This is a genomic window from Demequina capsici (assembly GCF_032102965.1).
GTDB classification, from domain to species: domain Bacteria; phylum Actinomycetota; class Actinomycetes; order Actinomycetales; family Demequinaceae; genus Demequina; species Demequina capsici.
The window spans coordinates 1,231,475-1,246,546 of sequence record NZ_CP134880.1 but is presented as its reverse complement, the minus strand read 5'-3'; the positions used below and the strand labels follow the sequence as shown (position 1 = coordinate 1,246,546).

Below are 15,072 nucleotides of genomic sequence, written 5' to 3'. Positions count from 1 at the left end.
GGCAGCGTTCCCGGGTGCGCGACGATTCTTGCAAGGAGGTGCGCATGCTCGACTGGGATGAGGTGCGAGCAAGGATCGTCGCGCTGGGGATGGGCCTCGACGACGTGATCCTCATGGGATCCGGACCGATGCTGGCGCACGGGTTGGTGGACCGCATCGGGGACGTGGATCTGGTCGCCCGCGGCGCTGCGTGGCGTCACGCCGCCCTGTGCGGCAGGCCGGAGGCGGGGGCGCGCGGCGACCAGGTGGTCCGGCTCCACGGCTCGGTCGAGGTGTTCTCCGGCTGGTTCGGACGCCCGGCCGATGAGGTGTTCGCCACCGCGTCGCGCGTCGACGGCATCCTTGTCGGGTCGCTCGAGGAGGTGCTCGCGTTCAAGCTCGTGCTGGGCCGCCCCAAGGACCTTCCCCACATCGCGATCCTCCGTGAGGCCATCCGGCGCTCGGGGACCTCCTTCAGCTGACCGCCGACGCGATCTCCAGGATCCTCGACGCACCGGGGGCGAGCCGTCGCCGCGGGTCCCACACCGCGGCGAACGGCCGGACCATCGGCGGACCGTCGACGCGCACCGCCCGCAGGCGTCCGGCGTCGAGGTCGTCCCGCACCGCGCGCGCGCTGAGCGCCCCGACTCCCCCGCCTGCCATGATCGTCGCTCTCACCGCGGCCGTGGTCGAGAGCTCGGCTGCGGGAGCGACCACCGTGCCGAGGCCCGTGATCGCCTCGACGGCGCGCTCGAGTGTGAGCCGCGTGCCCGAGCCCGCCTCGCGGCTGACCAGCGGCGTGCGCGCGACCTCAGCGGGGCTGACGGAGGTGCGCCGGGCCCAGGGGTGCTCAGGGGCTACGACGAGCACCACCTCATCGCGCATGAAGACGAGGCTCGCGAGCCCGTCGGGCAGGTCGGGCGACTCGACGAAACCGAGGTCGTCCTTGCCTGCGCGCACCCGCTGCGCGACGGTCACGGAGTTGACGGCGGTGAGCTCCACGTGCGCCGCGGAGGGATCGGCAGCGTACGTGACGAGCCAACCGGGCACCAGGTGCTCGGCGATGGTGAGGCTCGCGCCGACGCGCACGTGCGCTGCGCGGTCGCTGCGCAAGGACGCGACGGCGGAGTCGAACGCCTCCGCGTGACCCACCATGGTCGCCGCCCACTCGGCGACGAGCGTGCCGTGATCCGTGAGCCGGGTGCCGCGCGCGCTGCGCGTGAACAGCGAGAGGCTCCACCTGCGCTCGAGCGCGCGCATGCGCTGGGACACGGCCTGCTGGGTCACCCCCAGCGCCGTCGCGGCGCCGGTGAGGCTGCCGTGCTCCTCCACCGCCACGATCATGCGCATCTCGTCGAGCGTGGTGCCGTTCACTCCGCCTCCCACAATCCAGACTTGTGGATACCCACGGGATCCACCCTACCGGCGCCCGCGATCGCTTGGAACGCTGGAGACATGAGCCCGCGCACACCTGCTCCCGCCGTCACCCCCAACTGGTTCGCCGTCGTGATGGGCACCTCGATCCTCGCCACCGCCGCCGCGACGCTCCCTGTGTCCAGCCCGGTGCTCACCGGCATCGCGTGGACGGCGTGGGCGCTCGCCTCCGTCGTCCTCGTGGCAGCGGTGGCCACCACGACACGCCACTACCTCGACGACCGCGGCGCGATCCGGCGGTACCTCGACGACCCGGGCATGGCGCACTTCTACGGCGCGCAGGCGATGGGCCTGCTCGCCTACGGCGCGGCCACCCTGGTGGTCGCGAAGCCGCTGCTGGGCCAGGGCGTCGCGGTGGGAGCCGATGCGACGCTGTGGATCCTCGGCACCGCGCTCGGTCTTGCGACGGCGGTCGGCGTGCCCGTGCTGGCGTTCACCCGGCACAGCGTCGCGCCCGGTGCCGCCTCAGGCGCCTGGCTGATGCCCGTCGTCCCGCCGATGGTGTCCGCCGCGACCGGCGCCATGCTGCTCCCTTACGTGGGCGGCGAGCTGGCGCGAACGCTCGCGCTCGCGTGCTACGCCATGTTCGGGCTCAGCGGCCTCGCGGCGATCATGGTGATCGCCTCTCTCTGGAACCGCCTCGCGCACCATCAGGTGGGTGCCGCCGCAGCGGTACCGACGCTGTGGATCGTGCTGGGTCCGCTCGGACAGTCCGTCACCGCGGTCGGGCTGCTCGCCGACCACGCCGCCCAGCCCCTGGGCATCGACAGCCACGCACTGCTGGTGTTCTCGCTCCTCTACGGAGTGCCGGTGATGGGCTTCGCGCTCATGTGGCTCGCCATCGCGCTCGCGGTCACGGTGCGGACGGCGCGCGTCGGCCTCCCCTTCACCCTCGCCTGGTGGGCGTTCACGTTCCCCGTGGGCACCTGCGTGACGGGAGCCAGTCAGCTCGCCAAGCACACGGGCTCCGCAGCGATGACCGGGCTGGCCGTGCTCCTGTACGCACTCCTGGCCGCGGGTTGGGGCGTCGCTGCGACCGGTACCCTGCGCCACCACCTGCCGCGTCGGGAGCGCGCCCACGCGCTCAGCGTCTCAGCGTGAGCCGAGCGCCGCGTTGATGCGCGCGGGCCAGGCCGGGCCCTCATAGACGAACGCGGTGTAGCCCTGCAGCAGGGTCGCGCCCGCGGCGAGCATCGCGCGCGCGTCCGCGACGGTCGTGATGCCTCCGACGCCCACCAGGCACATGCCGGGCCCCACGCGCGCACGCAGGCGCGTGATCACCTCGAGCGCACGCGGAAGCAACGGAGGGCCGGACAGCCCCCCGGGCCCCCTGTCATGACCGATGGTCGTGTTCGTGGCGACGATGCCGTCGAGGCCGAGCTCGACGGCCAGGTCCGCCACGGCGTCGACGTCCTCGTCGGCAAGGTCCGGTGCGATCTTCACGAGCAGCGGCACGTGCCTGTCGCCCACCGCATCGTCCGCAGCCGCCCTCACGTGCTCGAGGATCGGCCGAAGGGCCTCCGTGGACTGCAGGTCCCGCAGGCCCGGCGTGTTGGGCGAGGACACGTTGACCACCAGGTAGTCGGCGTACGGGGCGAGCAGACGCGCCGAGTAGCCGTAGTCCGTCGGAGCGTCCTCGGGGGAAGTCACCTTCGTCTTGCCGATGTTGACGCCCAGGATCACGTCCCCGCCCTTGCGACCCGACCGGAGCCGCGCGAGCCGCCGGGCCACCGCGTCGGCGCCCTCGTTGTTGAATCCCATCCTGTTGCGCAAGCCGCGCACGTCCTTCTCCCGGAAGGAACGCGGACGGTCGTTGCCCGGCTGCGCGCGCGCCGTCACCGTGCCGATCTCGATGTGCGAGAAGCCGGCGGCGGCGAGACCCCGCACCGCCTCCCCGTTCTTGTCCATACCGGCGGCGAGGCCCAGCGGCGCGGCGAACTCCATCCCGAGCGCGTGCACCGCCGCGGAGGCGGGCGGGGCGGGAAAGGACCGGCGCCCGCCGAGCGCCCGCAGCAGCCTCCCGCCGTAGCGGAACCCGACCACGGCGAAGCGATGAGCGAACTCCGGATCCATCCGGTAGATGACATTCCTGAGGACGAGGTCGTACATGGGTCCAAGGTAGTCGGGGCTAGGCTCGAACCATGACATCACTGAACGCCACAAGCGACATCGTCACGTCCATCGAGGCCGACGCTCTCATCCTCGGCGTCGACGCGCAAGGCACCATCCTCGCGCACCCCCAGCTGCCTACGGAGGCCGTTGCGCCGCTGCAGGCCGCCGCCGAGCTGCTCGACGTCAAGGGCGCCTGCTGCTCCACCACCGTGCTCCCCGGGAGCGGCACGTCCGCACGCCGCGTCGTGCTCGTCGGCGTCGGCGACGGCTCTGCGCGCAGCCTCCGCGAGGCCGCCGGCACCGCCGCGCGGTGCTGCGGCACCGACCCAGACACCGTCGTGGTCGCCATCCCCGCCGCTGACGACGACGGCTACGCAGCCATCGCCGAGGGCGCCGTGCTGGGCGCATACACGTTCCGCGACTACAAGACCGACGCAGAGCCCGCCGAAGGCGAGGAGCCCTGGGCCGGCACCGACTGGCTCGTCGCAAGCGCCTCCGACGCCGCGATCGACCGCGCCTCGATCCTCGTGGCCGCCATCGCCGGAGTGCGTGACCTGGTGAACACGCCTCCGCGCGACATGTACCCCGGCGCGGTCGCCGCGATCGCCCAGGAGCTCGGCTCCAAGGTGGGCGTCGACGTGCAGGTGTGGGAGCCCGAGCAGCTCGCGAAGGAGGGCTTCGGCGGCATCCTCGGCGTCGGCATGGGCTCGTCGCGTCTGCCCCGCCTGGTGCGGGTCGAGTGGAAGCCCGCCGATTCGAAGGGCCACGTCGCACTCGTGGGCAAGGGCATCACGTTCGACACCGGCGGCATCTCGCTGAAGCCGCCGAAGGGCATGGAGACCATGAAGTCCGACATGTCGGGCTCGGCCGTGGTGCTGCACGCCACGCTCGCCGCGGCACGTGCCCAGCTTCCCGTCACCGTCACCGCCTGGCTCTGCCTCGCCGAGAACATGCCGTCCGGCACCGCGCAGCGCCCGTCCGACGTCATCAAGATCTACGGCGGCAGGACGGTCGAGGTCATGAACACCGACGCCGAGGGTCGCCTGGTCATGGCCGACGGCCTCGCGAAGGCGATCGAGGAGAAGCCCGACATGGTGCTCGACGTCGCGACGCTCACCGGAGCCCAGGGCGTCGCGCTGGGCTCGCGCACCTCAGGCGTCATGGGCGACGAGGCCATCCGCACCGCCGTGGTCGAGGCCGCCGAGCGCGCGGGCGAGGACTTCTGGCCGATGCCGCTGCCCGGCCACCTGCGCAAGGCCCTCGACTCGCAGGTCGCCGACCTCAAGAACATCGGTGACCCCATGGGAGGCATGCTCTCGGCAGGTCTGTTCCTCAAGGAGTTCGTGGGCGACACGCCGTGGGCGCACCTCGACATCGCACGTCCCGCGTTCAACGAGGACGCGCCGTGGGGCTGGACGACCAAGGGCGCCACCGGCCACTCCGTCCGCACCCTGCTGGAGCTGTTCACGGCGCACGCCCAGGCGTAGCCGCAACGTGCACGACGCCCGCCCTGCATCACTGCAGGGCGGGCGTCGTCGCGTCCGCAGACCTCGGCCCGAGCATCAGGCCACCCGCCCGATCAGAGCGGCTTGCGGTGCGTCTCGTTCCACTCCCGCATGCGTGACGGATACCCCGAGAGATTGACGTCGAAAGCGGGCACACCGAGCTGGGTCGCGAGCTTGCGGGCCGTGACCTCGTCGGGCACCTTGCGCCGCGTCCACTCCCCCGAGCCAGCGACGAGGACCATCGTCGTCTGCGTCACACGCGTCGCCGGCTCGATGAACGCCTCGCAGCCCGGCCGCGACGCCGCGAAATCCTTGAAGTGCGCGACAGTCTGCGACTGAGCGCTTCGTGACGTCGAACCCGCTGCCGGGCCCGCCGCCTTGCGGGAGCCGAAGATCCTGGACAGGAAGGACATGAGGCCAGCGTATGCCAAGGCCCTTGCGGTTCGCGCGAAGCGCGCCAGGTGGCAAGATGGGCGGTACCGAATTCCTTACAAGGAGAGCTCATAGTGTCCGAGTCCACCCCGCGCTCGTTTGATGTCCTGATCCTTGGAGGCGGTTCCGGCGGCTACGCCGCCGCGCTGCGCTCCGCCCAGCTCGGCCTCACGGTCGGTCTGGTCGAGGAGGCGAAGGTCGGAGGCACATGCCTTCACAACGGCTGCATCCCCACCAAGGCGCTGCTGCACGCTGCCGAGGTCGCCGAGACCGCCGCGCACGGCCCGTCGATCGGCGTCGCCACCACGTTCGCCGGCGTCGACATGAACGGCGTGAACGCCTACAAGCAGGGCGTCATCGACCGTCTCTACAAGGGCCTGCAGGGTCTGATCAAGTCACGCAAGGTCACCGTCATCGAGGGCCACGGCACGCTCGTGGGCCCGGACGCGATCGAGGTGCGCGGCGAGCGCTACACCGGCAAGAACATCGTCCTCGCCTCCGGCTCCTACGCCCGCTCGCTTCCCGGCCTCGAGATCGGCGGCCGTGTCATGACGTCCGACCAGGCGCTGTCGCTCGACTTCGTGCCCCGGTCCGCGATCGTGCTCGGCGGAGGCGTGATCGGCGTCGAGTTCGCTTCGGTGTGGAAGTCGTTCGGCTCCGAGGTGCACATCATCGAGGCGCTGCCCCACCTCGCGCCGAACGAGGATGAGTCGCTGAGCAAGGGCCTCGAGCGCGCGTTCCGCAAGCGCGGCATCGGCTTCACGCTCGGCAAGCGCTTCCAGTCGGTCACGCAGGACGCGAACGGTGTGACGGTCACCCTCGAGGACGGCACCACCCAGCAGGCCGACATCCTGCTCGTCGCCGTCGGCCGCGGACCGCGCACCGCCTCGCTCGGCTACGAGCAGCAAGGCTTGAACATGGACCGAGGGTTCGTGCTCACCGACGAGCGTCTCCACACCGGCGTGGGCAGCATCTACGCCGTGGGCGACATCGTCCCGGGCCTTCAGCTCGCGCACCGCGGCTTCCAGCAGGGCATCTTCGTCGCCGAGCAGATCGCGGGACTGAACCCCCAGCCGATCGTGGAGTCGAACATCCCGCGCGTCACCTACTGCGAGCCCGAGGTCGCCTCGGTCGGCCTCACCGAGGCGAAGGCAAAGGAGCAGTACGGAGACGCCGCGATCAAGACGGTGGAGTACAACCTCGGAGGAAACGGCAAGAGCCAGATCCTCGGCACGACCGGCTTCATCAAGCTGGTCCGCGTCGTCGACGGCCCTGTGGTCGGCGTCCACATGCTCGGCGCCCGCGTCGGCGAGCAGATCGGCGAGGCTCAGCTGATCGTGAGCTGGGAGGCGCACCCGGAGGACGTCGCGCCCCTGATCCACGCCCACCCCACCCAGAACGAGGCGCTGGGCGAGGCCCACCTCGCACTCGCCGGCAAGCCGCTGCACGCGCACGACTGATTCGAACTGAAGGAAGTTCCCTCTGATGAGCAACGAAGTCACCCTTCCCGCGCTCGGTGAGTCCGTCACCGAGGGCACCGTCACCCGCTGGCTCAAGAACGTCGGCGACACCGTGGCCGTCGACGAGCCCCTGCTGGAGGTCTCCACCGACAAGGTCGACACGGAGATCCCCTCGCCGTTCGCGGGCACCCTGACCGAGATCCTCGTGGCCGAGGACGACACCGTCGAGGTCGGCACCGTGCTGGCCCGCATCGGCGACGCATCCGAGGCCGCCGCAGCTCCTGCCGCGCCTGCACCCGCCGAGGCCCCTGCACCTGCCCCCGTCGCAGCGACGCCGGCGCCCGTGGCCGAGGCACCCGCGCCCGCCGCAGCACCGGCTGCGGCACCCGCCGTCGCGCCCGCTGCCGCTGCCGCTGGTCGCGACGTGACGCTCCCCGCGCTCGGTGAGTCCGTCACCGAGGGCACCGTCACCCGCTGGCTCAAGAACGTCGGCGACACCGTGGCCGTCGACGAGCCCCTGCTGGAGGTCTCCACCGACAAGGTCGACACGGAGATCCCCTCGCCGTTCGCGGGCACCCTGACCGAGATCCTCGTGGCCGAGGACGACACCGTCGAGGTCGGCACCGTGCTGGCCCGCATCGGCGACGGATCCGCGGTCGCCGCCGCCCCGGCGCCTGTTGCGGCTCCGGCTCCCGTCGAGGCTCCGGTCGCAGCCGCACCTGTGGCGCCCGTCGCACCTGTCGCCCAGGCCACGGTTGCTGCCCCCGCACCCGCGCCCGCACCTGCAACCGTCGCCACCTCGGTGCCTGCGGGAGGCTCGGGCTACGTGACCCCCATCGTGCGCAAGCTGGCCTCCGAGCGTGGCGTGGACCTGTCTGCTGTCGCTGGCACGGGCGTGGGCGGACGCATCCGCAAGGAGGACGTCATCGCGGCAGCGCAGGCCCCTGCTCCTGCCGCCGCACCGGCTCCTGCCGCGACGGCTGCTGCTCCTGCTGCTCCGACCGCCGCTCCTGAGACCAAGGTCTCCGAGCTGCGCGGCCAGACGGTCAAGATGTCGCGGATCCGCAAGATCACGGCGGACAAGATGATGGAGTCGCTGCACGGCATGGCGCAGCTGACCTCCGTCGTCGAGGTCGATGCCTCGAAGATCTGGGCGCTGCGTGCTCGTTCCAAGAGCGCGTTCGCGGCGAAGCACGGCACGAACCTCACGTTCCTGCCGTTCTTCACGCGCGCGGTCGCTGAGGCGCTCACCGAGCACGCGTTCCTGAACGCGTCGGTGGTGGACGACTCGATCGTGTACCACCCGACCGTCAACCTGTCCCTCGCGGTCGACACTCCCAAGGGCCTCATGCTTCCGACCATGAAGGACGCGGACAGCAAGACGGTCGCTGAGCACGCCAAGGCGATCGCGGACCTGGCCAACCGTGCCCGCAACGGCGGCCTCGCGGCCGACGAGATCTCTGGCGGCACCTTCTCGGTCACCAACACCGGCTCCGGCGGAACGCTCTTCGACACGCCGATCGTCCCGGCCCCGCAGGTAGGCATCCTCGCCACCTGCGCGATCGTGAAGAAGCCTGTGATCGTCAAGGGTCCGGACGGTGAGGAGGTCATCGCGATCCGTCCGATGGTCTACCTGCCGCTGAGCTACGACCACCGCATCGTCGACGGTGCCGACGCCGCCCGCTTCCTGCAGACGGTCAAGGCTCGTATCGAGGGCGGCGCCTTCGAGGACGAGCTCGACCTGTAGGACCTCATGCGCGTCGTCATCTCAGGGGCCTCTGGCCTCATCGGCACCGCGCTATCCGCTTCGCTGCGCGAGGGCGGCCACTCCGTGGTCGCCCTCGTGCGGCGTCAGGCCCGTTCCGCAGACGAGTCGTCGTGGGCGCCTGCGGCAGGGACCATCGACCTCGACGTCATCGCCTCCGCTGATGCGATCGTCAACCTCGCCGGCGCCTCGATCGGGGCGCGACGGCTGACCTCGTCGTATCAGCAGGTGGTGCGGCAGTCACGCGTCGACTCGACATCGACCATCGCCCGCGCGATCGTTCAGGCGAAGCCTGATGCGGTGCTGCTCCAAGGCTCCGCGATGGGCTACTACGGCTCGCGCGGCGAGGAGCCGCTGTCCGAGCGGTCCAGCTCCGGGCAGACGTTCCTTGCGAGCATCTGCCGCGACTGGGAGGCCGCCGCCGTGCCCGCACAGGACGCAGGTGCTCGAGTGGTGTACCTGCGCACAGGCCTCGTGCTCGCGCCGCACGGCGGGTTCGCGGAGCGGCTCCTGCCACTCGTGCGACGGGGGCTCATCTCCTCGCTGGGCTCCGGAAGAGCATGGCACTCATGGATCTCGCTGCAGGACGCGATCCGAGCGCTCGAGTTCCACCTCACCTCGGGCCACCACGGTGCCTCCAACGTCATCGCCCCCGTGGCGGTGCGGGATCGTCCGTTGATCACGGCGCTGTGCGAGGCGATGGGCACCTCCCCGGGTCTGTCGGTCCCCGCGTGGGCGATGAGGCTCGCCGTGGGCCCCGCCGCCGATGATCTCCTGAACTCGCAGCTCGCCTCGCCCGGCGTGCTCAATCGGCTCGGCTTCACGTGGGATCACGCGCAGATCGACGCCGCCGCGCGGTGGATCGTCACTCCTGACTGACGTCGCTCACACGCCATCCACCGTCCTGCGCGACGAGCGCCAACTGCACACTCTCCTCAGCGGGCGGCACAGTGGTCTGCTCTCCGTCCACGGCGACCACGTACTGACTCGTCGAGTAGGCGACCGACACGAGCGCCGAGTCCGGGGCGCTGCTCAGCACCTGCACCTCGCCCACGGTGACCGCCAGCCCTTCGTAGGCGAGGCCACCTCCGGTCAGGGAGATCGCCTGCTCCTCCGCGCGCTCACGGGCGGGCGAGCCCGCCGCTGTCGTCGCGATCAACGCCTCCGCGTCGGATGCCGCGAGCGCGCCGAAGCGCTGCGTGGTCAGCTGTGCCGCGGCCACGCCTGGATCGCCTGGCCCTGACGTCTGGACCTGCTCGGGGTCCCCGCTCGGCGTGGTCGTGAAGCCCTCCTCCGTGCGGGGCGCTCCCGTCTCTGTGCTCGCTGAAGGCGACGCTGACGCCGACACGTCCGGCGCGGACGAGGTGGCGGACAGCTCACCGGCCGCGGTCGCCTGCGCGTCGCCGTCCCGGGTGAGGACTGTCGCGGCCAGCACGCCTGCCAGGAGGAGGAGTACGAACGCGACGCCGGCGACCCCGAGCGTCAGGCGTCGCGGAGTGGTCGACAGCCGTGCGGCGAGGCTCCTGCGGCCCGGCGCGACGGCACGCGCGGGGGCCGCCGCACGCCCGCGCGCGCCGGAGGACGTGGGCTTCCCCGCTCCACGTCCCCCGGCCGGCTGAGCGGACAGCGAGATTCCGGCTGCGCTGTCACGCATGTGGGAAGCCACCGACGGCCCCGGCAGTGCGACGGGACGCTCCTGCGCGGCTCCTGGCAACGCCCGCGCGATCATGGCGGCTGTGGGGCGTGCCGCCGGATCGTCCGCCGCCATGGGATCCGTCCACGCCCTCATGACCTCGCCATCGACGGCGCGAACCGCCGCACGGAGCAGGCCTCCGAGGGCGGCGACGTCATCCGCGGGGCTCGCCGAAGCGACGCCCGTGCCCGGATCCAGCAGCACCGCGCTGCCGTCCTCGATGACGATGCTGTCCGCGTCCACGGCGCCGTGGGCCATGCCTGCGCGGTGCAGACGGGCGAGGGCCCGAGCGGCCCTGGTGCCCACCCAGACGCACGCTCCCGCGCTGAGCGGCCCGGTCGCGCGGGTCACCTCTGCGAGCGTCATGCCGCTCGACACCGGCATGAGCGCCACGACCGCCTCGCCCTGCATCACGATCTTGTCGGGTGCGCGCAGCTCCGGCGCGGCGAGCGCCCTCACCACCTCGGCGCGTGCCGTGGCGGCCGCGTACACCGCCTCGCCGACTCCTACGACGCGCCTGATCTGCGCGATCTCGGTGCCGTTGTCCATGGGGCAAGGCTGGCAGGACGGCGGCGGCCCGTGGGGTAATCCACAGGTCGCCGCCGTCGACGGTCAGTCGGCGATGCGCTTGTGGACGGGCCACCACGAGCGGCGGCCCACGTCCGTGATCAGCCCAGGCACCAGCAACGACCGCACGACGAAGGTGTCGATCAGCACCCCGGTGCCGACGATGAAGGCGATCTGCGCGAGGAAGATCAGCGGGATCACTCCGAGCGCCGCGAACGTGGCGGCCAACACGATGCCCGCAGAGGTGATCACTCCACCGGTCACGGCGAGCGCGCGCCGCATGCCTTCGCGGTTGCCGTGCTCGAGCGCCTCCTCTCTCGCTCTCGACATCAGGAAGATCGAGTAGTCGACGCCCAGAGCCACCAGGAACACGAAGGCGAGCAGGGGCACCGCCGGATCCGTGCCGGGGAAGTCGAGGACGTGGTTGAACACGATCGCTGCGAGCCCCATGGTCGCTCCGAAGCTGAGCACGTTCGCCAGGATGATCAGCACCGGCGCGACGAGCGCGCGCAGCAGCAGCGTCAGGACGACGAGGATCACGGCGAGGATCGTGGGCAGGATCACCCTGAGATCGCGCTCGGAGGTGAGTCGGGTGTCCAGCTGCTCGGCAGCCTCGCCGCCCACGAGCGCGTCGGCATCGATCGCGTGGACCGCCTCGCGCACGTCGGACACGATCTGAGTGGCCTCGACCGAGGAGGCGGCCACATGCGTGACCGCCACGATCTCGACGCGTCCGTCGATCACGAGCGGAGCCTCGTCGGGGACCACGCCCGCCGGCGCGCCGGCGGCGACTGACGCGGTCAGCAGGGACGCCTGGTCGACGCCGTCGACGCCTTGGACGGCGGCGAGGGCTGCGTCGGCCTCGTCCTCAGCGACGATGATCCGGATGGGCGACGTCGCTCCCGCCTCGAAGTGCTGCTCGAGCACCTCGAAGCCGGTGATGGACTCGACCTGACCCAGGAAGACGTCACGGGACCCGAGGCCTCCCGACTGGAAGGTGGGAAGGAACGCGGCGAGCGCGGCCAGGCCTCCGGCAGCCGCGAGCCACACCATGCGAGGACGACGATCGACGCTGCGCGAGATCCTCCCCCACAGCCCGGCTCCGGCCTCGAGCTCCGCAGTCACGCGCTCGCGCTCCTGCGGGGAGAGATCGGCATGGCGCGTCTCAGCGGGCGCATGCGTCCCGCGGTAGCGCGGCATCGCCGGCCAGAAGACGCCTCGCGCATGCCGGCCTCCGATGAGGAGCAGTGCGGGAAGCAGCGTCAGCGCGGCGAGGAACGACGCGACGATGCCGATCGCGCCCGCGGGCCCGAGCGAGGAGTTGGACTTCAGGTCGCTGAGCAGCAGCACCAGCAGACCGAGCACCACGGTCCCGGCTGAGGCGGCGATCGGTTCGAGCGAGCGCCTCCACGCCGTCCACAGCGCCGAGTACGGCGACTCGACGCGCACCAGCTCCTCGCGGTAGCGGGCCACGAGCAGCAGCGAGTAGTCGGTGGTGGCGCCGACCACGAGGATGAACATGATGCCCTGCGACTGGCCGTTGAGCGTGATCACGTCGGCCACGGCGAGCGCGTAGACCAGGATGATCGCACCGGTGAGGGCGATCATGGCGGTGGCGAGCACGAGGAACGGCAGCACGGGGCTGCGGTAGACGACCAGCAGGATCAGCAGCACCACGGCGAGCGCGACGAGCAGGAGGATCCCGTCGATGCCGGCGAATGCCGCCGAGAGGTCCGCGACCAGTCCCGCGGGCCCCGTCACGTAGCCGTCGAGCCCGGTGTCCGCCTCGGTCCAGCTGTCGCGGAGGGTGCTGACGAGCACCTGGGCGAAGGAGTCCTCGCCGATGCTCTGCGCGAACACGTCCGAGTCGACGGCCATCGTGACGAGGATGCCCTGCCCGTCGTCCGACAGCACCGCCTGCGGCCCCTCCCCTGTGGGCCCTGTGAGGATCACGTCGCCGACGGTGCGGCCGTCTGGGTCGCCCTCGAGCGGGGTGGCGAGGACATCGTCGACGAAGGTCTGCACCGTGGCGACGTCCGGCTCGCCTCCCTCGACGACGAGCAGCACCGGCACGGACTGGGTCGGCGCGAACAGCTGGTGGGCGGCAGCGGCCTCGGTGGACTCGGCCGACGAGGGCAGGAATGCCGCCGAGTCGTTCTCCTGGACATCCGACAGCTTGCCGAAGGTCTGGCCTCCGGCGCCGCCGATCGCGAGCCACGCGACGATCGCGAGGACCACGAGAACGGGGCGGAGCAAGGTGTGCTTCACAGCGGGTCTCATCCTTAAGGCTCGGGGGTTGCACCATGCAGGTGAGGCCGGAACGCCGCTCCGCGCGTTCTCATTCCCGGTATTTGACACGGCACCCGGTCGCGCGTCGGGCGGGTTAGCCTGGTGCGGTGGAAACCCTGGATCTGCTCCCCGAAGGCCCCCGCGACTATCGCGAGATCTGGGACCTCCAACGGCATCTTCACGACGAGGTGGTCGCCGGACGACGCACGGACACCCTGGTGCTCGTCGAGCACGCGAGCGTGTACACGGCGGGCAGGCGGACCGCTTCCTGGGACCGCCCGCTCGACGGCACGCCCGTGGTCGAGGTGGATCGCGGAGGGAAGATCACCTGGCACGGACCCGGCCAGCTGGTCGGGTACCCGATCATGCGTCTCGCCGAGCCCGTGGACGTCGTCCGGTACGTCCGATGCCTGGAGCAGGCGGTCATCGACGCCTGCGCCGCGCTCGGCGTCAGGACGATGCGGGTCGAGGGCCGCTCCGGCGTGTGGCTGCCCGCCGACGGCGACCGGCGTGAGCGCAAGATCTGCGCGATCGGCGTGCGCGTCGCGAAGGGTGTCACGATGCACGGCTTCGCGCTCAACTGCGACCCGGACCTCTCCGAGTTCGACAGGATCGTGCCGTGCGGCATCAGCGACGCGGACGTCACCTCGCTCACCGCGGAGCTCGGTCACGACGTCGCCATCGCCGACGTCGTGCCTGCCGTGCTCGCCGCTCTGGAGCGCGCGCTCGCCGACGTACGATGGACCCCTGCCGCTGAGGACGCCCCCACCCCCGGCGCCTTCCAGCCGGCCTCGCACACCTAAGGAGACCGCGTGACCCTCGCACCTGACGGCCGCCGCATGCTGCGGATCGAGGCCCGCAACGCCGAGACCCCGATCGAGCGCAAGCCCGAATGGATCCGCACCAAGGCCACGATGGGCCCCGAGTACAACGAGCTGAAGTCGCTCGTCAAGGGTGGCGGCCTGCACACCGTGTGCGAGGAGGCCGGCTGCCCCAACATCTTCGAATGCTGGGAGGACCGCGAGGCCACCTTCCTCATCGGGGGCGCGCAATGCACCCGCCGCTGCGACTTCTGCCAGATCGACACGGGCAAGCCGTCTGCCCTGGACCGCATGGAGCCGCTCAAGGTCGCGCGCTCCGTGAAGGAGATGGGCCTCAAGTACTCGACCGTCACGGGCGTCGCCCGCGACGACCTCGAGGATGGTGGCGCATGGCTCTACGCGGAGACGGTGCGCCAGATCCACGAGCTGAACCCCGGCACCGGAGTCGAGCTGCTGATCCCCGACTTCAACGCCGAGCCCGACCAGCTCGCCGAGGTCTTCTCCTCGCGCCCCGAGGTGCTCGCCCACAACGTGGAGACCGTGCCTCGCATCTTCAAGCGGATCCGTCCTGCTTTCCGTTACGAGCGGTCGCTGCAGGTGCTCACCGAGGCCCAGAAGGATGGGTTCGTCACCAAGTCCAACTTGATCTTGGGGATGGGCGAGACGATCGACGAGGTCCTGCAGGCGCTGCAGGACCTGCACGACGCAGGCTGCGATCTGCTCACCATCACGCAATACCTGCGGCCCAGCCCGCGTCACCACCCGGTGGACCGATGGGTGCGCCCCGAGGAGTTCGTGGAGCTCTCTGCCGCTGCCGAGGAGATCGGCTTTCTTGGCGTCATGTCCGGTCCGCTCGTACGCTCCTCGTACCGTGCCGGACGGCTCTGGGGTCAGGCGATGACCCGCAAGGGACGCCCGATCCCCGAGGCCCTCAAGCACCTGGGCGAGCCGATGGAGGCGCGCCAGGAGGCGGGCGCCGTCCTCGCGCGCACACGCTGACCCCGACGGGACCACG

General features: G+C 71.1%; 13 protein-coding genes. 8 read left to right on the top strand and 5 right to left on the bottom strand.

Going from position 1 to position 15,072, the window contains the following annotated elements; translation table 11 throughout:
- Nucleotides 1-44: 44 nt before the first annotated feature.
- Entirely contained in the window at nucleotides 45-461 is a 417-nt protein-coding gene (locus tag RN607_RS06020) for a hypothetical protein (protein ID WP_313545043.1), read from the top strand.
- Here the strand turns inward: RN607_RS06020 and RN607_RS06015 are convergent.
- Nucleotides 454-1,353, bottom strand: a complete 900-nt coding sequence (locus tag RN607_RS06015; protein ID WP_313500969.1) for a LysR family transcriptional regulator — start codon at nucleotides 1,351-1,353, stop codon at nucleotides 454-456. The two genes, RN607_RS06020 and RN607_RS06015, sit on opposite strands and share 8 nt — an antisense overlap.
- Nucleotides 1,354-1,434: 81 nt before the next feature.
- On the opposite strand from RN607_RS06015, the gene RN607_RS06010 reads away from it, so the two are divergent.
- Nucleotides 1,435-2,514 carry a TDT family transporter gene (locus RN607_RS06010; protein ID WP_313545042.1) on the top strand — a complete coding sequence of 360 codons (1,080 nt, stop codon included), beginning with the start codon at nucleotides 1,435-1,437 and terminating at the stop codon, nucleotides 2,512-2,514.
- Here RN607_RS06010 and RN607_RS06005 read toward each other — a convergent pair.
- Nucleotides 2,506-3,522 carry a quinone-dependent dihydroorotate dehydrogenase gene (locus tag RN607_RS06005; protein WP_313545040.1) on the bottom strand — a complete coding sequence of 339 codons (1,017 nt, stop codon included), beginning with the start codon at nucleotides 3,520-3,522 and terminating at the stop codon, nucleotides 2,506-2,508. The genes RN607_RS06010 and RN607_RS06005 overlap by 9 nt on opposite strands.
- Before the next feature lie 32 nt (nucleotides 3,523-3,554).
- Between RN607_RS06005 and RN607_RS06000 the strand changes: the two genes are divergently transcribed.
- A complete protein-coding gene (locus tag RN607_RS06000) occupies nucleotides 3,555-5,012 on the top strand; it encodes a leucyl aminopeptidase (protein ID WP_313545038.1) in 1,458 nt (485 codons plus the stop codon).
- A 92-nt stretch (nucleotides 5,013-5,104) separates the two neighbouring features.
- Here the strand turns inward: RN607_RS06000 and RN607_RS05995 are convergent, their stop codons facing one another.
- Nucleotides 5,105-5,443, bottom strand: coding sequence for an oxidoreductase (locus RN607_RS05995; RefSeq protein ID WP_313500957.1), 339 nt, complete (start codon nucleotides 5,441-5,443; stop codon nucleotides 5,105-5,107).
- Nucleotides 5,444-5,536: 93 nt separating this feature from the next.
- On the opposite strand from RN607_RS05995, the gene lpdA reads away from it, so the two are divergent.
- The 3 genes from lpdA to RN607_RS05980 are packed head-to-tail and all read left to right on the top strand — an operon-like array spanning nucleotide 5,537 to nucleotide 9,566.
- A complete protein-coding gene (lpdA, locus tag RN607_RS05990) occupies nucleotides 5,537-6,922 on the top strand; it encodes a dihydrolipoyl dehydrogenase (protein ID WP_313500955.1) in 1,386 nt (461 codons plus the stop codon).
- Between the two features lie 25 nt (nucleotides 6,923-6,947).
- On the top strand, nucleotides 6,948-8,669 hold the full coding sequence (gene sucB / locus RN607_RS05985; RefSeq protein ID WP_313500953.1) for a 2-oxoglutarate dehydrogenase, E2 component, dihydrolipoamide succinyltransferase: 1,722 nt from the start codon (nucleotides 6,948-6,950) through the stop codon (nucleotides 8,667-8,669).
- 6 nt (nucleotides 8,670-8,675) lie between these two features.
- Complete coding sequence (locus tag RN607_RS05980; protein WP_313500950.1) at nucleotides 8,676-9,566, top strand: TIGR01777 family oxidoreductase; 891 nt, start codon at nucleotides 8,676-8,678, stop codon at nucleotides 9,564-9,566.
- On the opposite strand, the gene RN607_RS05975 is transcribed toward RN607_RS05980, so the two are convergent.
- A complete protein-coding gene (locus RN607_RS05975) occupies nucleotides 9,553-10,929 on the bottom strand; it encodes a serine/threonine-protein kinase (RefSeq protein ID WP_313500947.1) in 1,377 nt (458 codons plus the stop codon). The genes RN607_RS05980 and RN607_RS05975 overlap by 14 nt on opposite strands.
- Before the next feature lie 63 nt (nucleotides 10,930-10,992).
- The gene (locus tag RN607_RS05970; protein WP_313500944.1) at nucleotides 10,993-13,215 is read right to left on the bottom strand and encodes an MMPL family transporter; all 2,223 of its coding nucleotides are present in this window, start codon (nucleotides 13,213-13,215) and stop codon (nucleotides 10,993-10,995) included.
- Nucleotides 13,216-13,343: 128 nt separating this feature from the next.
- Here RN607_RS05970 and lipB point away from each other — a divergent pair, with 128 nt between their 5' ends.
- Both lipB and lipA read left to right on the top strand, forming a co-directional pair.
- Nucleotides 13,344-14,039 (top strand): lipoyl(octanoyl) transferase LipB, encoded by a 696-nt coding sequence (gene lipB / locus RN607_RS05965; RefSeq protein WP_376784243.1) that lies wholly within the window; start codon nucleotides 13,344-13,346, stop codon nucleotides 14,037-14,039.
- A gap of 9 nt (nucleotides 14,040-14,048) precedes the next feature.
- Nucleotides 14,049-15,056, top strand: coding sequence for a lipoyl synthase (lipA, locus tag RN607_RS05960; protein WP_313500941.1), 1,008 nt, complete (start codon nucleotides 14,049-14,051; stop codon nucleotides 15,054-15,056).
- Nucleotides 15,057-15,072: the final 16 nt, after the last annotated feature.

Coding starts and splice junctions, on each gene's coding strand:
- RN607_RS05980 (WP_313500950.1), top strand. CDS start 8,676: ATGCGCGTCGTCATCTCAGGGGCCTCTGGCCTCATCGGCACCGCGCTA.
- RN607_RS05975 (WP_313500947.1), bottom strand. CDS start 10,929: ATGGACAACGGCACCGAGATCGCGCAGATCAGGCGCGTCGTAGGAGTC.
- RN607_RS05995 (WP_313500957.1), bottom strand. CDS start 5,443: ATGTCCTTCCTGTCCAGGATCTTCGGCTCCCGCAAGGCGGCGGGCCCG.
- RN607_RS06005 (WP_313545040.1), bottom strand. CDS start 3,522: ATGTACGACCTCGTCCTCAGGAATGTCATCTACCGGATGGATCCGGAG.
- sucB (WP_313500953.1), top strand. CDS start 6,948: ATGAGCAACGAAGTCACCCTTCCCGCGCTCGGTGAGTCCGTCACCGAG.
- RN607_RS06000 (WP_313545038.1), top strand. CDS start 3,555: ATGACATCACTGAACGCCACAAGCGACATCGTCACGTCCATCGAGGCC.
- RN607_RS06020 (WP_313545043.1), top strand. CDS start 45: ATGCTCGACTGGGATGAGGTGCGAGCAAGGATCGTCGCGCTGGGGATG.
- RN607_RS06010 (WP_313545042.1), top strand. CDS start 1,435: ATGAGCCCGCGCACACCTGCTCCCGCCGTCACCCCCAACTGGTTCGCC.